The organism is uncultured Brachybacterium sp., from assembly GCF_947500705.1.
Classification (GTDB): domain Bacteria; phylum Actinomycetota; class Actinomycetes; order Actinomycetales; family Dermabacteraceae; genus Brachybacterium.
In genome coordinates this window covers 139711-159523 of record NZ_CANMSY010000007.1, presented here as the reverse complement: position 1 = coordinate 159523, position 19813 = coordinate 139711, and the positions used below count along the sequence as shown (strand labels likewise).

Here is a 19813-nt window from a genome sequence, read left to right as displayed (position 1 = left end):
GTCACACTCCGGTGCTGGGCAGAGAGCTGAGGGAGGGGTCCGGGAGGTCAGGGCCGGGCAGGAGCCGGGTGATCTCATACCGGGCGCGGTGCAGGGCCGCGCGGTCGCGAGGGTCCGCGCCGAGCACGGCGAGGGCAGGGCGGAGGTCAGGATCGATGAGCCCGCCGCCGTGGAGCGGGGAGTCGAGCGAGAGCAGCACCCGGGCGATCACCGCCTCGCGGCGCGAGCGGGTGAGTCGAGCGATCGCCTCGGTGACGAAGAAGTCCACGGCGGCCTGGTGCCGCTCGGCGATCACGTCGAGGACGCGTCGCGCTTCCCCGGAGGTCCTTCGCGAGATCGCCACCACGGCGGCCTGCAGGGACGCCTCCTGGATCGCCATCCGCGCCATGTGCCCGGCGGGCATCGCCTCACCGGCCGTTCCGTTCCATAGCGGGGTCAGCAGCGGCTGCACCCGGTCCACATGGACTCGGCGCAGGGCGGCCAGCGGATGTGGACGGCGCCGGGGCGACGGCCGGTCGGTGGGGTGGTCCCCGGTGAGCAGGTCTCGCAGGGCGCGGGACTGCCAGAAGCGGTCCACCAGCCAGGTCGCCAGGAAGGCGGTGATCCGGGCCTCGTTGCCGGTGACGGTCGCGAGCATCGCCCTCGACTCCGCGAGCGCCGAGGACTCCAGGCGCTGCAGCACCCCGAGGGTGAGGTGCAGGTCCTCATCGAGAGGTTCTTCGGTCGCCAGCAGCGCGGAGTCCACCTCGAGCCTGGCGGTGCCACGGCGCACATATTCCGCCACGTCGAAGTCGGTGTGCAGCACCGGGGTGACGGTCTCGTCGAAGTGGAGATGACCGGCGAAGCGTCCCGTGCGGGGGAGGGTGGTGTGAGGATCCTGCACCGTGGAGACGGGGGTCGATGCCGCAGCAGCCCCTGTCAGGTCGACAGCCACCTTCTACCTCTTCTCATCGGTCGTGGCCGCGAGGGCCTCGGTCATTCTACGGAGAAGATCTGGCTGTGGGCTGATACACGGGCGCTTGGTAGGTTTCGGTCTGTGATCATTTCTGGTGCCTCCTCACTCCCGGGCCCCGGTGGTGACGAGGTCCGGAGTGACCTGCCGGATCTGTCCCGGTTTCGGGTCGCGCTGCGCCCCGCTGAGCTGCCGCTGCCGCACCCGGGGGACGTCCATGAGGCGGCGCACCGGGCGAGTGACCTTCTTCACGCCGAGCACCCCCGCCAGGCGCGTCGCCTGGTAGAGGAGTTCCGACGAGCTCCCGCCGCGCCCGCCGATCGCTTTCATCTGCTGCGCACAGCGCTGCACGGGGCGCTGCTGAGCGGCGACTCCTCCCAGCTCAGGGATGACACTGCCGATCTGGTCTCCCTGCTGCGCCGCCAGGGCTGCTCCGAGCAGGCGGCGGCGACGCTGATCGTCCTGCTCGAGCATGAGCCCGCAGCGCAGGGCACCCGCCTGCGGGGGACCGCCGCGCGGAGCCGGTCGGTGCTCGAGACTGCACCCACCTCACGCGGACGTCGCCGCGGGCAGGCGCCGCAGGCGTCGGCCGAGATGCTGGTGGTGATGCGCGCGCTCACCCGCTCCTCGCTGCCCGGGCCGCGCGCAGCCCCCACGGATCCGCGACGGGATGCGGCCCGGCTGCGGGCGGCGCTGTCGGTGCTTCCCCAGGTGCGGGAGCGGATGCTGGTCGACCCGGAGCGGGAGCTGCGGCTGTACCTCGCCCAGTCGCTCGAAGGCGCCGGTGACCTGACCGGCGCGACCACCGCGGCGCTGGATCTGCTGGAGCTGATCGAGCTCGCGGGGGTCGACGCCGACGGCCCGCTCGGTGACCCGGCGCGCACGCTCATCGGTGCGCATGCGGTGCTCGCCCGCACCCTCGGCATCGAGCATCCGCTGCAGGCGGTGCACCACGCGCTGGAGGCGCTCGAGGCGCTGCACGAGATCGAGGACCCGCCGCTGCGGGTCGGTCTGATCACCGCGCTGCTGCGAGCGCTGATGGCTGCCGGGGTCACCACGCATGCCTCGTTCACCGCGGGCAGACTGCTCTCCCTCCAGCGCACCCTCGGCCGGGAGGCGCTGCGGGTCGAGCCCTTGCTCGCCGTCGCCACGCAGCGGATCCAGGCGGAGCGCTATGACGCTGCATGGGTGCCCCTGGAACAGGCTCGCGCCATCGCCCGCGAGCAGCGTGACCAGCACGGACTGCTCGAGGCCGCCCGACTGGCCGCCAGCATCCACGAGCGGAGGGGCGACCAGGTCGCCTCGCTGCGTGAGCTGCGCACGCTGGCGATCGCGGCCCGTCGGCTCGCCGATGACCTCGGCACCCCTGCTGCGGCCCGCAGCGAGCTGATCCGCACGGAGCTCGAGGCGAGCGCCCTGGTGCTGCGACGAGCGCTCGACCTCGAACGGCTCGAGCCCGTCATCGCATCGGCGCGCTCGATCGAACGCCGCACCCGCCCGACCGGCGGCCGCCCGGTGCTGCCCCCGGAGCTGCTCTGGGATCACCGGGTCGATGCCCGGGTGGGCCTGTTCATCGCCACCGGCGACGCCCTGGCCCGCGGCGTGACGGGTGTGGAGGAGCAGGACTGCGAGCTGCGGCGCCGCGAGGCGATGCAGGCGATCGATGAGATGCCCCCCGGCCACGATGCTCGCGCCCGCTACTGGGCGACCTACCTCGATGATCGCCATGCCCATCTGCTCGCTGCACGGGGAGAGCGGGTGCAGGCACGCCGGGCCGCCCGCCGCGCCCGCGAGGGCTGGGCCCAGCTCGGCCGGGGCGAGGACGTCACCCGGCTCGACGCCCTGCAGGAGCAGCTGGCGGAGGAGTGACGGGCTCGCTGGCTCCGCAGCCGTCGGCCCCGCCGCTCGCTCCGTAGCGTCCGGGGCCTCTGCAGCGGGCGCCTCAGCTGCCGTCGGCCGCCAGCATCGTGGTGCGCAGCACCTCGATCACTGCCGCCGGATCCGTCGCCGGATTCACGAACGCGAGCCGCAGCGCGACCTCCCCCTGGAACGCGGTGGGCACGCATAGGAGCGTGCCCTCTTTTGCGAGGCGCTGCGACCAGCGGCGATAGTCGGCCGGGGTCCAACCGGGCCGACGGAACACCACCACCGACAGCTCCGGCTCGAGCAGCAGCTCGAGATGCTCCGATTCCTGGATCGCGTGCGCCACGGTGCGGGAGGCCGCCAGGCAGCGCTCGACGGCGGCGGTGTACGCGTCGGTGCCATGGGTGGCCAGCGAGTACCACAGTGGCAGCCCGCGGGCGCGACGCGAGAGGTGCGCCGCGAGATCGGCGGGATTGGACTCCCCGCGGTCGATCGAGTCGAGATAAGCGGCGTGCTGGGAGTGCGCGGCCGCGGCCGGGCGCGGATCCCGGTACAGCAGGGCGCAGCAGTCATAGGGGGCGAAGAGCCACTTGTGGGGATCCACGATGAAGGAGTCGGCCTGCTCGATGCCGGCGAAGCGCTCCCGGGCGCTCGGCGCTGCGAGGGCCGCCCCGCCGTAGGCGCCGTCCACGTGCACCCAGGCGCCGTGGCGATGGGCGGCCTCGATCACGGAGGCGAGGTCATCCACGATCCCCGCGTTGGTGGTCCCCGCCGAGGCGACCACCGCGCAGATCCGCGGGTCGGCCTCGAGCGCCCGCGCGAGCGCGTCGCCGGTGAGGTGCCCGCGGTCATCGACCGGCACGGAGATCAGGTCCATGTCCAGCAGCCGCGCGGCCGACGAGATCGAGGAATGCGCGGTCGAGGCGCAGGCCAGGGCCCAGCCACCCTCCGGCCTGCGGCCCCGCACGCCCAGCGCGTGATCACGGGCGGTCGCGAGTGCCGAGAGGTTCCCGTGGGTGCCGCCGGCGACGAACACCCCAGCGGATTCGGCGGGCCAGCCCAGCAGATCGGCGAGCCATCGCAGCACCTGGTTCTCGGCGAAGATCGCCCCCGCGCCGTTCTCCCAGATCCCTCCGAAAACGTTCGCGGCGGAGACCACGGAGTCGAAGGCGACCGCGGCCCGGGTGGGTGCGGCCGGGATGTAGGCGAGGTTCATCGGATCCTCGGCGGAGCGGGTCGCGGGCAGCAGCACCTGATCGAACAGCTCCATCGCCCGCGCGGCGCCGATGCCGCCCTCCGTGATCGTCTGGCCCACATCCTCCTGCAATGCAGCGGCGCTGCGAGCTGTGGTCTTCGGATCGGTGGCGACCGTGGTGTGCGCGGCAGCCCACTGCAGCGCGATGCTCACGGCCTCACGCTCATCCCCCCAGACCTCCGAATGCGCGCGATGGCTCTGCAGGGCGTCGGCAGCCCGGGTGAAGGCTGCCTGCTCCGACAGCTCCGTGAGGTCTGCGGAGAGTTCCGCGGGGCGGGCGTCACTGTTCGCCGCCCCCGCACCACCCGCAGCGGCTGCGGCCCCCGCGGCCCCCGCAGCGGCTGCGGCCCCCGCGGCCCGCGCAGCGGTTGCGGCGGAGGATGCCGCCGCGGTGGCGGTGGGGGCGGACGGATGGTCGGCGGTTTCCTCGGTCACGTCCAGCATGGTTGCACGGCCGTGGGGACCGGCGGAGCAGAACGAGGCCCGCACCGTGCTCCCCTCGTCACTGCCTGGCAGCGCGGTCCCCTTGCCCGTACCGTGGAGGTAACGCCGGAAGGAGCTCGGATGAGCAGCAGCGACGTCGAAGATCATATCCACGGCCCGGACGAGACCATCGCGGTCCGCGACAACCCGGCGATCGGGCGCTATGAGGCGGTGCGCAGCGGCGAAGTCGTGGGCATCATGCTCTACGAGCGCACGCGTCACCGGATCGAGCTGATCCACACCGTCACTGACCCCGCGCACCGTGGGGAAGGGGTGGCCTCCGTGCTGGTGCGCACCACCCTCGCCGAGGCCAGGGCGATCTCGCTGCCTGTCCTGGTGATCTGCCCGTTCATCGAGAGCTGGCTGCAGCGCCACCCCGAACAGGCCGCCGGCGTCATCGTCGAGGACTGAGACCGGGTCAGCTCACCTCCGGCCTCGCACACCGTCTCTCCACCAGATACCGGCTCTGCCTGCTGTCTCCCCACCAGAGATCAGTTCCCCCTTCTCGCCACCAGAGATCTGTTCCGCCTTCTCGCCACCAGAGATCTGTTCCGCCTTCTCGCCACCAGAGATCTGTCTCTGGTGAGCTCTGAACAGCTGTGGACCGTTCAGAGCTCACCAGCGACAGGAAACTGGTGGCACAGATGGCGGCTGCTGGGCGGGACGACGGAGCGGCCGACGGCCAGGACGACAGGCAGCAGCAGGTGCAGGTGGCAGGCCGGGCACGGACCGCGGCGGAGTACCGTCAGGACATGGACTCTCTCGACCTCCTCCGTGACCTGACCTCCCGCCCCCGCGACGCCGCCGAGCGCCTGCGGCACCAGCTGAATCCGGTGACCCTCAATGCTCGACCCGGCGGACACCCGAACTCTGTGGCCTGGCTGCTCTGGCATACCGGGCGCGAGATCGATGTGCAGCTCGCCGATCTCGTCGGCGGCGAGCAGGTGTGGACCGCGGGCGGTTTCGACCAGCGCTTCGGCCTCGGGCCGGCCGGCGATGCCGTCGGCTACGGTCACACCGACGCCGAGGCGCGCCGCATCGTCATCGAGGACGGAGGCGGAGTGCTCGACTACGTCCACGCCACGCTCGCCGCGATGGACGACTACCTCGGCACGCTCTCAGCCGCCGCCCTTGACGACATCATCGACGAGCAGTGGGATCCGCCCGTCAGCCGGGGCGCGCGCCTGGTGAGCATCGTGGACGACGCCGTCCAGCACCTCGCCCAGGCGGCCTATGTGCTCGGGATGCCACTGGGGGAGTGATCCTGGGCCGCGCCAGCGCTCAGATCAGCTCGTTCTCGATCTGCTCGAGGTGGGCGAGGCCGACCGGGGCGAGTGCGAAGTCATGGCGTTTGGCACCGGTACGGGCCACATCGAGAACAGACTCGAGTGCGCGGGGCGGCGCTGCGAGGCTCGGGGTGACGCTCCCTCCCCATCTGCCCGCCGTCCCCAGGGGCGAAAGATCACGTCCCAGCAGTCAGCCGGACTTCCTACACTGACTCGGTGACATCTACTCAGGCCTTCGAAGCTGGACCCGACCGCGGCTTGGAGCGCACCCCGCCCCAGGACCTCCCCGCCGAGCGCGGTGTGCTCGGCGGCATGATGCTGTCCAAGGACGCGATCGCCGACGTGGTCGAGATCGTTCGCGGCAATGACTTCTACCGGCCAGCCCACGAGATGGTCTTCGAGGCGATCATCGACCTCTACGGGCGCGGGGAGCCTGCCGACCTGGTGACCGTCTCCGATGAGCTCTCCAAGCGCGGCGAGCTGGCCCGGGTGGGCGGCGGAGCCTACCTCGCCGATCTCATCGACATGGTTCCCACCGCGGCGAACGCCGGCTTCTACGCCGAGATCGTGGTCGAGCGCGCCACCCTGCGCCGCCTGGTCGAGGCCGGCACCCGGATCGTCCAGCTGGGCTATGCGTCCGACGGCGGCGAGGTCGAGGAGGCCATCAACGAAGCCCAGGCCCAGGTCTATGCGGTCACCGAGCGTGGACAGAGCGAGGACTTCCTGCCGCTGGGCGAGGTGATCGATGAGACCCTCAACGCAATCGAGGCCACCCAGAACCGCGGCGGCCAGGTCACCGGCACCCCCACGGGCTTCGCCGAGATGGATGAGCTCACCCAGGGCCTGCATCCGGGCCAGCTGATCATCTTCGCCGGCCGCCCCGCGATGGGCAAGACGACCCTCGGCATGGATGTGCTGCGCTCCGCGTCGATCCACAACGGCAAGACCTCGGTGATCTTCTCCCTGGAGATGGACAAGACCGAGATCACGATGCGTCTGCTCAGCGCCGAGGCACAGGTGCCGATGAACCGGATGCGCGACGGCTCGATGGACGACCGCGACTGGCAGTCGATGGCCCGCGCGATGAGCCGCATCGCCGACGCTCCGCTGTTCATGGACGACTCGGCGAACATGTCGCTGATGGAGATCCGTGCGAAGTGCCGTCGGCTCAAGCAGAAGCATGACCTCTCGCTCGTGGTCATCGACTACCTGCAGCTGATGAGCTCGGGCAAGAAGGTCGAGTCCCGCCAGCAGGAGGTCTCAGAGTTCTCCCGTGCCCTGAAGCTCCTGGCCAAGGAGATCCAGGTGCCGGTCATCGCGATCTCGCAGCTGAACCGTGGCAGCGAGCAGCGCACCGACAAGACCCCGATGATGAGCGACCTGCGCGAATCCGGCTCGATCGAGCAGGACGCCGACCTCATCCTGCTGATCCACCGCGAGGACTACTACGAGAAGGAATCCGCCCGTGCCGGCGAGGCGGACCTCATCATCGCCAAGCATCGTAACGGCGCTACCAAGACGATCCCGGTCGCCTTCGAGGGCCACTACTCCCGGTTCAAGGACATGGCCCACTCCGGCGGCGGTTTCAGCGGCTGAGCTGCGACAACGGATGAACACAGCGGCTGAGGCCGAGCAGTGGCTTAGCATGGGTTGTGGCTGAGCCAGGACGACGGCCGAGCCGGGACATCGATGGAACTGGAACGACGACTGCGCGGGACCGCGCGCGGACTGCGACAGCGGAAAGAGGCCTGAGATGGACGTCGATATCCTGCCGGGCACCGACGTGACTCGGAACCATTGGCATTGGCGGCCGGGGTGGGGACCCGGACGCAGGATGTACACGATGCACCTGACTCTGCAGGACGCGCCCAGCGCGGAAGCCACGATTCGCCGAGTGCAGGAGTCGCTGGCTGAGGTCGACGCCGTCCGGCCGGTCCCAGTCCAGGGTCTGCACCTCACGATGGCCGGCGTCGGGTTCACGGACGAGGTCGCCGCCGGGCAGCTTCACGAGGTCTCCCAGCAGGTCTTCGCGAGGGCGGAGGCCATCGAGAGCACTCCGCTGGTCCTCGACTCGATGCTCATCGCCTCGGAAGCGGTCATGTTCTGTGCCCGCGAGGAGTCCTGGCTCGAGGAGCTCCTCACCATCCAGCGTGAGGCGGTGGATCAGGTGGTGGGTCGCCGCGAATGGGGGCCGTTCCACCCGCATGTCTCGATCGCCTACGCAGACGCGATGACCGCAGTCGATGAGGTGCGCGACGCTCTCGCGGATCACGTCGCCGTGCTCGAGCCCGTGGAGATCGAAAGGCCTGTGCTCACCCTCATGCGGCTCGGCCGTGACCGGAACGTCTACGAATGGGATGTGGTGCGCGAGCTCTCGCTGAGTCGCTGAGTCGTTCGGGCGTTCAGCCGTCGGGCCGTCGGTGATAGGGCGTTCAGCCGTTCAGGTGAAGAGCCCGGGGAGAGCAGTCGCACAGCTCACGCGGCGAGTTCTACGATGCTGCTGCAGAGGACATCCACGCAGTCAGCAAGTCGAAAACCTTCCCCGCCAGTCGTTGCGGCGATGCGCTCAGGGTCAGCCGCCGGAGGCGGTGCAGAGCACGTCGTATCCCTCGCCCCGTCATCCTTCGTATCGATGGTGCTGCGGAACAGGAGATGCTCGAACATTGCGGGCCATCGTGCCTGTACGGGGCGCCCGTCGGCGTCGACGACCGCGAGACGTCGGCTCAGTGACGTTGCGGTGCGGAACCCGGATCCGGGCACGAGGCGTAGGCCTCCCTCGTGAACCATCACGTGGTGGCGACGGCATAGCAGGGCGAGCCCTTCGATGTCGGTGAGTCCGCCCTCCGACCAGGGAACGACGTGGTGGGCGTCGAGATGTTGGGACTGGTGGCAGCCCGGGAAGCTGCAGGTCGTATCCCGCATACGCAGCGCGCGACGCTGGGCTCGTGATGCCAGGCGCCGTGACCTGCCCAGATGAAGAATCTCGCCGCCGGCATCGGTGATCGTGATCGCGACCTTGCCGGTGCATGCGAGGCGCTCGGCGGTGCGAATCTCCAGCGGACCCATCCCGAGTACTCCACAACGCTCGGACGTTCCCGCGGGAACGTTGTGCGGCGGTGCGCCGGACGTGATCGTGGGCTCTCGACCGCGGAGAGATTCGGTGGCTTGCTGCTCGTCGGCGTGGGGGAGAGCCGTGAGCGGTGACGCGGAGGAAGGCGTTCCCGCGGGAACGTTCTGGGAGAGCGACTCGGCGCTGACCTGGATGATCACCAGATGGCGATCCTCGCCGGAGCGATCGTCGGGCTCTGCGTCGAGGAAGGTGCGTGCGAGGTCCAGGAAGGCGTCTGCCCGACGCTGCTCGAGAGTCGGCGCCGTCGTGACGTCAGCCGCGAGTTCAGCGGCCTGCGCGTCCGACAGCTGCTCCACCCGGGTGGCTGTCGGCGCGGAGTTGCTGCGCGTGGAGTTGGGGTGAGGAGCGGCGTCACGTGCAGGGCGGTCTACCACCGATTCGCTCTGCGGCGGTTCTGTCCCGTCGCGGCCCAGGGCGAGCTCGAGGGCCGTGATGAGCTCGGCCCCCATGTCGGCGGGGAGCACCGCGTGGATCTCGACCATTCCATCCTCCCGGACCTGCCAGCGGGCTTGGCGCACGGCATCCTGGCCGAGGCGGGTGCCGTCCACCGCGCGGAAGGTGGAGATGGCCTGGGCCAGCTGCGACGCCGTCATGGAGCGGGCGAGTTCCACGAGGGCAGCCTCATCGACTCGGTCGACGAGGCGCGTCATCTCGCGGACCTTCGAGTAGGACAGGCGACCGACCCGGAATTCGGCGACGGTCAGCGGCATCCTCGGCAGCGCGCGGGCCACGCGGACGTGCTCCCGGGCGGTGCCCGGCGACATGAAGCAGGACCAGCCCAGCCAGTGCGCGGTGGACTTCAGCCCGTCGAACCAGGCAAACCCTTCTCGGGCGTCGAACTCACCGACCATCAGGAGGAGCTCGCACGTGGCCTCGGCGATCAGTGCCGCCTGCTGCTGGATCCGGGTGCCGAGCTGCTCGGCATCGGAGCACGTGAGCCGGGCACGCGCCTCAGGCTGGGGAGCGTCCGAGGAGCTCTCTGGGCCCTCCGGGCTCTGGGCGCGCTCGGGGCTCTGGGGCGGCGGGGTGCTGGTCATCGCAGTCTCCAATGGACGTCGACTCAGATAGTCGACGTCAGTCCATCAGAGGGGTGTGACAGATGACGCCCGGCGTCGCTCACACCGGAACTGGCTGGGCGACCTTCCGCAGCTCGGCGCCGGTCGCGCTGCCGTCGGCCGCGGCGATCTGCGCCGGAGCGCCCTGGGCGATGATCCGGCCACCCTTCGCGCCTGCCCCGGGGCCCATGTCGATCACGTGGTCGCTCTGGGCGATCACGCGCTGGTCGTGCTCGACCACGACCACGCTCTGGCCCGCGTCCACCAGCCTGTTCAGCTCCCTCACCAGCAGGTCCACATCTGCAGGGTGCAGGCCCGAGGTGGGCTCGTCCAGCAGGTACACGCTGTGCCTGCGCACGGTCCGCTGCAGCTCGGTGGCCAGCTTGATCCGCTGCGCCTCGCCGCCGGAGAGCTCGGTGGCGGGCTGTCCGAGGGTGAGATACCCGAGCCCGATCGCGGCCAGCGCGTCCAGCGCCCGCGAGATCCTCGGATCGGCGGCGAACACCTCGCGGGCGCGGGTCACGGACAGCTCCAGCACCTCGGCGATGCTCAGTCCCTCCCACCGGACCTCGAGGGTCTCGGGGTTGTAGCGGCTGCCGCGGCAACGGGGGCAGGTCGCAGAGGAGCCGGGCAGGAACACGAGCTCCACCTCGATCTGTCCGGTGCCGCTGCACTCGGGGCAGCGGCCCTCGGCGACGTTGTAGGAGAAACGGCCCACGCCCCAGCCGCGCCCCCGTGCCTCGGCGGTGTCGGCGAAGAGTCGTCGCACCCGGTCGAACAGTCCCGTGTAGGTGGCCAGGCACGAGCGGGGCGTCCGGCCGATCGGCTTCTGAGTGATGTGCACGAGCCGGTCGATGCCGTCGGTGCCGCGCACCTCACCGTGCCCGATCCGGTCATCTGCGAGGACGGACATGGCGGCGGGCGCAGTGTCCTCGGGTCCGTCGGCCGACGGGTCGGGCTCGTCGGCCACCGTGGTGCGCACGCGCTCGCCGAGGATCGTGCCCAGGCAGTGCGTCACCAGTGTGGACTTGCCGGCCCCCGAGACGCCTGTGACCGCGGTGAAGGAGCGCAGCGGCAGGCGCAGGTCGACGTCGCGCAGGGTGCGCGTGCTCAGCCCGTCGATCTCCAGCCAGCCTCCGGGCGCGCGCACGTCGGCGAGCCCGCGCAACGCCAGCGGTTCCGGATCGAGGTAGCGAGCGGTCACCGAATCCTGCGCCTCGCTCAGCCCTTCGGTGACGCCGGAGTAGAGGACCTCACCGCCGTCGGACCCGGCGCCCGGCCCGACGTCGATGATCCAATCCGCGTCGGCGACCAGCGCCATGTCGTGTTCGACCAGCAGCACCGAGTTCCCCTCGGCGAGGAAGGAGTCCAGCAGGTGCTGGAGCACCGCCTTCTCGCTGGGATGAAGCCCGGCCGACGGCTCATCGAGCACGTAGGCCACGCCGAACAGCCCCGAGCGCAGCTGGGCCGCGAGTCGCAGCCGCTGCAGCTCACCGGTGGACAGGGTGCCCGCCGGACGATCCAGGGCCAGGTGCCCCAGGCCGAGGCCCACGATCGTGCGCAGCACCGGCAGCACGGAGGGCAGCAGGATCCTCTCGGCCTCCTGCTCCGGGGTGCCCTCCCCGCGGGGCAGCGCCTCGATGCGGGAGTTCAGCGCAGTGAGCAGATCATCCAATGGCAGCGCGGTGAGCTGCCAGATAGGCAGGCCCGCGTAGGTGACGCGCAGGGCGTCCGGTCCCAGCCGATGCCCCTCGCACAGCGGGCAGGGGGAGACCTCGAAATGGGTGAGCGCGCGGCGGCGGGAGGACTCCGCCTTCGAGGTCGCCACCGTGTCGCGCAGATACCGCTCGACGCTGCGCCACTGCCCCTGGTAGGTGCCGTGGGCCTGGCCGGGCTCGCGCACCGGTTCGACGGTCACCACCGGCTGCTCCTCGGTGTGGAGGATCCAGTCGCGGGTCTCCTCCGGCAGCTCCCTCCAGGGGAGATGGATGTCGATCCCGAGGGTCGCCAGGATGTCGCGGAAGTTCTTGCCGAGCCATGCCCCGGGCCATGCGGCGATCGCGCCGCCCGCGATCGAGAGGGAGGGGTCGGGGACCATCGAGGACTCCGTCGGCTCGCGCAGCACACCCGCGCCGTGGCAGCGAGGGCAGGCGCCGTCCGGGGTGTTCGGGGAGAAGAAGTCTGAGGTCAGGCGGCCGCTGGGGAGGCCGCTGTGCTGGGTGGCATGGAGGTTGGTGCCGCGCTCGAGGACGTCGGCCGGATGGTCCCCGGCCCGCGAGTACAGCAGCCGGATCGCGTTGGAGAGGTTCGTCGTGGTGCCGACGGTGGAGCGGGCACCACCGGCCGTGGTGCGCTGTTCGAGGGCCACCGTGGGAGGCATCCCGGTCACCGCCTCGACGCGCGGATCCACGGCGCTGCCGATCAGCCGGCGCGCGAACGGCGCGACCGACTCGAGATAGCGGCGCTGGGACTCGCCATGGATCGTGCCGAAGGCGAGGGAGGACTTCCCGGAGCCCGAGACGCCGGTGAACGCCACGAGCCGACCGCGCGGAAGGTCGACATCGACATCCCGCAGATTGTGCAGCCGGGCGCCGCGCACGTGCACATAGCCGTCATCAGCGCCGGTCAGGGAGAGGTCGGGAAGATCCATCCGACCAAAGTAGCAAGCGGCAGCAGGGCCCGAGACCCGGTCATCCCCGCAGCAGGTCCCGCAGCGCCGCCTCCGGGCTGCGCGATCCGTCCAGCAGCTCGTCGCGCTGATACCGGGTGAACACGCGCGGGTCGATGTACGAGCTGCGCGCCACGGCCGCCGTGTTCCCGAGCGCGCTCGCCGTGGCGCGGACAGCCTCCAGCTCGACCTTCGCACGGGCGCGGCCACCGCGCACCGGCCCGATCGGGGCGAGGGTCTGGGCGGCGATCACGGTGCCGTGCAGGGTGCGGAAGTCCTTCGCGGTGAACGCCCCGCCGGTGACGGCCGCGATGTGCTCGTTGACCAGGGCAGGGGTGAGCGAGCGCCGTCGTCGGCCCTCCCGCCAGCTCAGCAGGAGGGTGCGCGGGTCGCCGGCGATCAGCTGTTCGATCGAGGCGGCGAGGTCCTCGTCCTCCAGCTCCAGCTGATGCTGGATCCGGTTCTTGCCGCGGAAGGAGAGCCTCACCACCGGGCCCTCGACCTGGGCGTGCCGGCGCTGCAGCGTGGTCAGGCCCCGGCTGCGCCCGCTGCGCAGGGAGGCCGTCGACCCCATCCGCACGGCCGAGAGGTCCAGCAGGCGGAAGGCGGTGGCCAGCACCCGCTCCTGGTCGAGGTCCTCGCCCCGCAGCGCCTGCGTCACCTGGGCGCGGGCCCGGGGAAGCGTCTCGGCCAGGTCGAGTGCGCGTTCGTACTTGCTGCGGCCGCGCCGGGACTGCCACTGGGGGTGATAGAGGTACTGCCGGCGCCCCGCGGCATCGGTGCCCACGACCTGGATGTGTCCCAGCGGGTCCGCGCAGATCCACACGTCGGTCCACGCGGGCGGGATCACCAGCGATTCGACGCGGCGGCGGTCGCCGTTGCCCGCGGGGCGACCGTCGGGCCGGGTCAGGCGCAGGGCGCCCTGCGAGGTGACGGAGCGGGACAGGCCCTGGTCGCGCTCCGGGGACACCCGATGCAGACGCGCCATGGTTCTCCTCCCGGCCGGATGAGGGGATCGTAGAACCCGCCCCCCGAGCGCGGGCGAACGATCGGTCGGTGCGTGCGCGACCGGTTGCCGGGCTCCTCCGCGGCCAGTAGGTTCGAACCCCGACCCGATCCGGAGGCGCCCGATGGGCTATCCAGTGCACCTCGTCATCGACGGTCAGCAGCATGATCTGATCGTGGATCCCCGCACCACCCTGCTCGATGCCCTGCGCGACCACCTGGGGAACATGTCCCCGAAGAAGGGCTGCGACCACGGCCAGTGCGGCGCCTGCACCGTGCTGGTGAACGGCAGGCGGCTCAACTCGTGCCTGCTCCTGGCCGTCTCCGTCGACGGTGCGGAGGTCCTCACCTCGGACGGGCTCGCCCCGGACGGCGAGCTCTCCGAGCTCCATCAGGCCTTCCTCGACCAGGACGCCTTCCAGTGTGGCTACTGCACCCCCGGCCAGATCTGCTCCGCGGCCGGAGTGCTCCAGGAGGCGGCCGACGGGCGCCCCAGCGTGGTCACCGAGGACCCCGTCGGCGTCGACCCCGAGGGCGCGAGCGGGGAGGATGCAGGCCCCGCGGGCGACCGGCCGGAGAACGCAAGGCGTGAGGGTGCGAGGTCGCGAGATGCAGAGCCGGGCCGCCCGGTCGCGCTGACCGCGGAGGAGATCCGCGAGCGGATGAGCGGGAACCTGTGCCGCTGCGGTGCCTACGTCAACATCGTCGCCGCGGTGCAGCAGGTCGCCGCGGTGCAGCAGGCGGCGCAGCAGCCGGCAGCGCGGCAGCCGGCGACAGGAGAGGACGGACGATGAGGCCCTTCGACTACGAGCGGGCGAGCGACCCCGCCGCCGCCGTCGCCGCGGTCGCTGAGCGGCCCCGCGCGACCTATCTGGCTGGGGGCACGAACCTGGTGGACCATCTCAAGCTCGGGATCACCGCGCCCGAGCTGCTGGTCGACATCGGCCGCCTGGACCTCGCGGACATCGAGGAGCTCGAGGGCGGCGGTCTGCGCCTGGGCGCCATGGTCCGCAACAGCGACCTCGCCGCCGACCCCCGCGTGCGCCGCGACTACCCGATGCTCTCCCGCGCCCTGCTCTCAGGCGCCTCCGGTCAGCTGCGCAACGCTGCCACCACCGGGGGGAACCTCCTCCAGCGCACCCGCTGCGTCTACTTCCAGGACACCTCCACCCCCTGCAACAAGCGCGAACCAGGCTCCGGTTGCTCCGCGATCGGCGGCTACGCCCGCTACCACGCGATCCTCGGCGCCTCCGAGCACTGCCTCGCCACCCACCCCTCCGACATGGCGGTGGCGCTAGCCGCGCTGGAGGCCACCGTGGTGGTGCTCGGCGCCGAGGGGGAGCGGCGGATCCCCCTCACCACCCTGCATCGGCTCCCCGGCGCCGAGCCCGAGCGCGACACCGTGCTCGAGCATGGCGACCTGATCACCGCCGTCGAGCTGCCGCCGCCGCTGCGCTCGGCGCGCTCCACGTACCGCAAGATCCGCGACCGCGCCTCCTTCGCCTTCGCGCTGGTCTCGGTCGCCGCGGTGCTCGACCTCGAGCCGGGCGAGCCGCAGGAGGACCCGCAGCAGTACGACCCGCTGCAGGGCGGCCCGCAGCCGCGGATCCGCTCGGCACGCCTCGCCCTCGGCGGCGTCGCCCACGCCCCCTGGCGCGCTCACCGCGCCGAGGAGCTCCTGGCCGGGGCGCCCGCCACCCGCGAGACGTTCCGCAGGGCCGCGGCCGCCGAGCTCGAGCACGCCCGGCCCGTCGAGGGCAACGAGTTCAAGATCCCCATGGCCCAGGGCGTGATGGTGAGCGTGCTCGCCGAGCTCGCGGGCCTGGCCGAGGACGCCGGGGAGCCCGAGGAGGCCCGCGATGAGTGACCTGCTGCGCACCTCCGCGATCGGTACCGGCCGGGTGCGGATCGACGGGCCCGACAAGGTACGCGGCCGCGCCCCCTATGCCTACGAGCATCCTGTCGAGGACCCGCTGCACCTCTACCCCTTGTGCTCGCGGATCGCCCGCGGCCGCGTCACCGCGATCGATGCGGCCGCCGCGCTCGCCCTCGACGGGGTGGCACAGGTGCTCACCCACCTGGATGCGCCCCGCCTGGCCGAGACCGAGGACGGGGAGCTCGCGATCCTCCAGGACGACCGGATCGGGTTCCACGGCCAGTACCTCGGCGCCGTCCTGGCCGAGACCCCGGAGACGGCCCGCCACGCCGCCGACCTCGTCGCGATCACCACCGAGGCCGCGCCGCACGATGCCCGCTTCCGTCCCGATCACCCGGACGTGCGGGAGCCGGAGGACGGCGCCGACGACGTCGAGACCGGGGACGTCGAGACAGCGCTCGCCGCCGCCGAGATCGTCGTGGACCAGCGCTATTCGACACCGCTGGAGCACAACAACCCGATGGAGCCCCACACCACCATCGCGCGCTGGGACGGCGAGGACCTCACCCTGTGGACCTCTACGCAGGGCGTCCACCCGGCCCGGCAGACCCTCGCCCCGATGCTCGGCATCGACCCCGAGCAGCTGCGGATCATCAGCCCCCATGTCGGCGGCGGCTTCGGCTCCAAGGGCGTGCCCCACGCGGACATGATGCTCACGGCGCTCGCCGCCCGCACCGTGCCCGGCCGCGCGGTGAAGTACGCGGTCTCCCGCCAGCACATGTTCGCGATCACGGGATACCGCCCGGCCACCACACAGCACTTCCGGATCGGAGCCCGGGCCGACGGCACCATCAGCGCCTTCGCCCTCGATGTCGTCTCCAGCTCCTCCCGCACCAAGGAGTTCCCGGAGGAGGCGATCAAGCCCTCCCGCCAGATGTATGCCGGCGCGCACCGCCACCTCACCCAGCGGGTGCTCCCGCTGGACCTCGCCGTCCCCTCCTGGATGCGCGCCCCTGGGGAAGCGTCCGGCATGGTGGGCCTGGAGATCGCGATGGACGAGCTGGCCGAGGCCTGCGGCCTGGACCCCATCGAGCTGCGGGTGCGCAACGAGCCCGAGCTCGACCCGGACACCGGCCTGCCCTTCAATCAGCGGCGCCTGATCGACTGCCTGCGCGAGGGAGCAGAGCGCTTCGGCTGGGACGAGCGAGACCCGCGGCCCCGTGCCCGCCGGGAGGGCGGGTGGCTGATCGGCAGCGGTGTCGCCTCCGCGACCTATCCCGCCGCCCGCCAGCCCGGCTCGGTCGCCCGGATCCGTCACGCGGCGGGCACTTACGAGGTGGGCATCGGCGCCGCGGATCTCGGCACCGGCACCTGGACCGCGCTGACCCAGGTCGCGGCCGACGCCCTCGAGGTGGACCCTGAGCAGATCGCCCTGCAGATCGGGGACACCGCGCTGCCGAACGCGACCGTCGCAGGCGGGTCCACGGGCATGGCCAGTTGGAGCGCGGCGGTCATCGCTGCCGCGGAGACCTTCCGCCGGGAACACGGCCAGGCGCCGGCCGAGGGCGCCGAGGCGACCGGGGAGGCGGGGGAGAACCCGGCCGAGCAGAGGTTCGCGATGCACTCCTATGGTGCCCACTTCGCGCAGGTCGCCATCCAGGAGAGCACCGGAAAGATCCGCCTGGACCGCATGCTCGGGGTGTTCTCCGCCGGCCGGATCATCAACCCCCGCACCGCCCGCTCGCAGTTCCTCGGCGGGATGACCATGGGGGTGGGGATGGCGTTGCACGAGAAGGGCGAGCTCGATCCCCGCTTCGGCCACGTCGTCAACCATGACCTGGCCGAATACCACGTGCCGGTCAACGCCGACATCCGCTCCCTCGAGGTGCACTGGCTGGACGAGGAGGATATGCAGGCCGGACCGCTCGGCGCGCGAGGCATCGGCGAGATCGGCATCGTCGGCGCTGCGGCGGCGATCGCCAACGCCGCTCACCACGCCACCGGGGTGCGGGTGCGTGACCTGCCGGTGTTCGGCAGCGCCTTCCTGTCCCGGTGAGCGCGCCCGGCCCTGCCCCGGTGAGCGCTTCCGGCCCTGCCCCGGTGAGCGCTCCCGGGGCCGACGGCCCGCGGCCCCGGGGCGAGGCTGAGCCCCCCGTCGGGCTGATCCTCGCCGCCGGTGCCGGCACCCGCCTCGGTCGCGGCCCCAAGGCGCTGCTGGTCACGCGCGGCGTCACCCTGGTCGAGCACCTCGCCCGGGCGCTGCTCGACGGTGGTTGCACCGAGGTCGTGGTGGTCACCGGAGCGGAGGCGGCACGGGTGCGTGACGAGGTGGCGGCTGTCCCCGGCGCACGGGCACGGGAGAACCCGCACTGGCGCCAGGGGATGGGGACCTCGCTGCAGAGCGGCCTGGCCGCGATCGGCCCCGGCCGCGACGTGCTGGTCACCCCGGTGGACCGGCCCGGGGTGAGCGCTGAGGAGGTGGCCCGGGTGCTCGCCGCCCACCGCTGCGGGGAGATCACCGCCGCCGCGCACCGTGACGCCTCCGGGCGGCTCCGCCGGGGCCATCCGGTGCTCTTCGACGCCTGCTGGACCGCTGCGGCGGCGGACGCCGCGCATGACGACGTGGGGGCCCGAGAGCTGCTGCGAGCCCAGCGCGAGCGGGTGCAGCTGGTGGACTGCACCGATCTCGAGGACGGCGCGGACCTCGACCTCCCCGAGCAGCTCTGGCACCTGGGCGACCCGGGCTGAACTCTCTGGCGCCTGGGCGCCCGGGGCGGACCCCTCAGCCGCGGGGGCCGCGGCCCACGTGCAGCGGCCCGCTCCCATCGCGCAGCGGCTCCACCGTCCCGCGGGCCGCTCGCACGGCGAGAATCTCCGCGAGGATCGAGACGGCGACCTCCGCGGGGGTGTCCGCGCCGAGGTCGAGTCCGATCGGAGAGCGCAGCCTGGCCAGCGCCTCCTCCCCGACCCCGGCCTCCCGCAGGGCGGCCCGCCGATCACGATCGCTGCGCCGGGATCCCATCGCCCCCACATAGGCGACGTCGAGCTCCAGCGCGGCCGAGAGGGCCGGCACGTCGACCTTCGGATCATGGGTGAGCACGCAGATCATGCTGCGGGGATCGAGGTCGCCGCGCTGGGCGGCGTCGGCCAGGAACCGGTGGGGCCAGGCGCGCACCACCTCCGCGCCGGGGAACGACGCCGGATCGGTGAACGCCGGCCGGGGATCGCACAGGGTGATCCGCAGCCTCAGCGGGCGAGCGGCCTCGACCAGCGCCTGCCCGAAGGCGTTGGCCCCGAGCACCACCAGATGCGCCGGCCGGGTGCGGGATTCCACGAAGAGCTCGCTCGGCGGCGCATCTTCGCTCGGTCGCGCGCCCTCGCCGGCCGGTGTGTCCTCGCTCGGCGGCACGCCTTCGCTCCGTGGTGCGCTCCTGTTCTGCGGGGCAAGCCGGATCGTGCCGGTGCGGCCCTCGCGGATCATCCCTGCGACCTGGGAGACGGCGTCCGCCAGCTGCGCACCGGGAAGCAGCGGGGCGAGCGACCGCCGCACCTCGTCCGGCCCGGCGCCGGGCACGAGGGCGGCCAGCGGCGGGGCGGCGTCTCGTGGCACCTGCGCGACATACGCGGCGGGCGGGCGCCCGTCGGCGGTGGGCCCCAGGAGTTCCCGCGCCGGCTCGGGATCCTCGGCCGACGGGGGTGTGAAGGGCTGCACCAGCACGTCCAGGGAGCCGCCGCACATCAGCCCGACGGCGAAAGCATCCTCCTCGCTGAACCCGAAGCGATGCACCGCGGCGTCCCCGGTCTCCATCGCCTCCTGGCAGGCCTCGAGGACCGCGCCCTCGACGCATCCGCCGGAGAGCGAGCCGTGCAGCGAACCGTCGGCGCCGACCAGCATCGAGGTGCCGACGGGTCGGGGCACCGAGCCCTGCGTCGCGACGATGGTCGCGACGGCACAGGCCACGGGGGCGGACGCACAGGTCAGCCGCTGCTGGGCGATCGCCAGGACATCGAGCACAGCCCCACCCTATGCGTGACCTCGCGCCGGATCGATGATCCCGACCGGCTGACCGGCTGACCGGCTGACCGGCTGACCGGCTGACCGGGTGACCGAGAGCCCGGCGCCGGTGCGACATGCCGGGCCCAGCGTGTCCCGTCGGCCGGATCCCCGGCATCGAAACTTCCGCGCCCTCGTGCGGCACCATCAGCGACGGACTCTCGAAACATCGCTCTGACGTCGTGC

The 19813-nt window shown here is 71.9% G+C and carries 16 protein-coding genes; 9 read left to right on the top strand and 7 right to left on the bottom strand.

Features of this window, described 5'->3' with window-relative positions; translation table 11 throughout:
• Nucleotide 1: 1 nt before the first annotated feature.
• Entirely contained in the window at nt 2-934 is a 933-nt protein-coding gene (locus tag Q0937_RS13195) for a hypothetical protein (RefSeq protein ID WP_299304355.1), read from the bottom strand.
• Between the two features lie 123 nt (nt 935-1057).
• Nucleotides 1058-1426, bottom strand: coding sequence for a hypothetical protein (locus Q0937_RS13190; protein ID WP_299304353.1), 369 nt, complete (start codon nt 1424-1426; stop codon nt 1058-1060).
• A 54-nt stretch (nt 1427-1480) separates the two neighbouring features.
• On the opposite strand from Q0937_RS13190, the gene Q0937_RS13185 reads away from it, so the two are divergent.
• Nucleotides 1481-2821: a hypothetical protein gene (locus Q0937_RS13185; protein WP_299304351.1), complete on the top strand. Its 1341-nt coding sequence runs from the start codon at nt 1481-1483 to the stop codon at nt 2819-2821.
• A 73-nt stretch (nt 2822-2894) separates the two neighbouring features.
• Here the strand turns inward: Q0937_RS13185 and Q0937_RS13180 are convergent, their stop codons facing one another.
• A complete protein-coding gene (locus tag Q0937_RS13180; protein ID WP_299304349.1) occupies nt 2895-4505 on the bottom strand; it encodes an aminotransferase class V-fold PLP-dependent enzyme in 1611 nt (536 codons plus the stop codon).
• 129 nt (nt 4506-4634) lie between these two features.
• On the opposite strand from Q0937_RS13180, the gene Q0937_RS13175 reads away from it, so the two are divergent.
• The 4 genes from Q0937_RS13175 (at nt 4635) to Q0937_RS13160 (ending at nt 8228) form a co-directional block, all read left to right on the top strand.
• Nucleotides 4635-4964: a GNAT family N-acetyltransferase gene (locus tag Q0937_RS13175; protein WP_299304348.1), complete on the top strand. Its 330-nt coding sequence runs from the start codon at nt 4635-4637 to the stop codon at nt 4962-4964.
• Between the two features lie 341 nt (nt 4965-5305).
• On the top strand, nt 5306-5815 hold the full coding sequence (locus Q0937_RS13170; RefSeq protein ID WP_299304346.1) for a mycothiol transferase: 510 nt from the start codon (nt 5306-5308) through the stop codon (nt 5813-5815).
• Between the two features lie 240 nt (nt 5816-6055).
• On the top strand, nt 6056-7435 hold the full coding sequence (gene dnaB / locus Q0937_RS13165; RefSeq protein WP_299304344.1) for a replicative DNA helicase: 1380 nt from the start codon (nt 6056-6058) through the stop codon (nt 7433-7435).
• A 247-nt stretch (nt 7436-7682) separates the two neighbouring features.
• Entirely contained in the window at nt 7683-8228 is a 546-nt protein-coding gene (locus tag Q0937_RS13160; protein ID WP_299304342.1) for a 2'-5' RNA ligase family protein, read from the top strand.
• A gap of 86 nt (nt 8229-8314) precedes the next feature.
• Here Q0937_RS13160 and Q0937_RS13155 read toward each other — a convergent pair whose 3' ends face one another.
• The 3 genes from Q0937_RS13155 to Q0937_RS13145 all read right to left on the bottom strand — a co-directional run bounded on the left by Q0937_RS13155 (nt 8315) and on the right by Q0937_RS13145 (nt 13680).
• Nucleotides 8315-10006 carry an HNH endonuclease signature motif containing protein gene (locus Q0937_RS13155; RefSeq protein ID WP_299304340.1) on the bottom strand — a complete coding sequence of 564 codons (1692 nt, stop codon included), beginning with the start codon at nt 10004-10006 and terminating at the stop codon, nt 8315-8317.
• A gap of 79 nt (nt 10007-10085) precedes the next feature.
• The gene (locus Q0937_RS13150; protein ID WP_299304338.1) at nt 10086-12674 is read right to left on the bottom strand and encodes an excinuclease ABC subunit UvrA; all 2589 of its coding nucleotides are present in this window, start codon (nt 12672-12674) and stop codon (nt 10086-10088) included.
• Between the two features lie 40 nt (nt 12675-12714).
• Nucleotides 12715-13680, bottom strand: a complete 966-nt coding sequence (locus Q0937_RS13145; RefSeq protein WP_299304336.1) for a DNA topoisomerase IB — start codon at nt 13678-13680, stop codon at nt 12715-12717.
• Nucleotides 13681-13822: 142 nt separating this feature from the next.
• On the opposite strand from Q0937_RS13145, the gene Q0937_RS13140 reads away from it, so the two are divergent.
• The 4 genes from Q0937_RS13140 to Q0937_RS13125 are packed head-to-tail and all read left to right on the top strand — an operon-like array spanning nt 13823 to nt 18321.
• Nucleotides 13823-14491 (top strand): (2Fe-2S)-binding protein, encoded by a 669-nt coding sequence (locus Q0937_RS13140; RefSeq protein ID WP_299304334.1) that lies wholly within the window; start codon nt 13823-13825, stop codon nt 14489-14491.
• On the top strand, nt 14488-15564 hold the full coding sequence (locus tag Q0937_RS13135) for a xanthine dehydrogenase family protein subunit M (protein ID WP_299304332.1): 1077 nt from the start codon (nt 14488-14490) through the stop codon (nt 15562-15564). The genes Q0937_RS13140 and Q0937_RS13135 overlap by 4 nt, the downstream gene beginning before the upstream one ends.
• Entirely contained in the window at nt 15557-17629 is a 2073-nt protein-coding gene (locus Q0937_RS13130) for a xanthine dehydrogenase family protein molybdopterin-binding subunit (RefSeq protein WP_299304331.1), read from the top strand. Before Q0937_RS13135 ends, Q0937_RS13130 begins: the two co-directional genes overlap by 8 nt.
• A gap of 44 nt (nt 17630-17673) precedes the next feature.
• Nucleotides 17674-18321, top strand: a complete 648-nt coding sequence (locus tag Q0937_RS13125; protein ID WP_299304329.1) for a nucleotidyltransferase family protein — start codon at nt 17674-17676, stop codon at nt 18319-18321.
• Between the two features lie 34 nt (nt 18322-18355).
• Here the strand turns inward: Q0937_RS13125 and Q0937_RS13120 are convergent, their stop codons facing one another.
• Nucleotides 18356-19588, bottom strand: coding sequence for an XdhC family protein (locus Q0937_RS13120; protein WP_299304327.1), 1233 nt, complete (start codon nt 19586-19588; stop codon nt 18356-18358).
• Between the last annotated feature and the right edge of the window lie 225 nt (nt 19589-19813).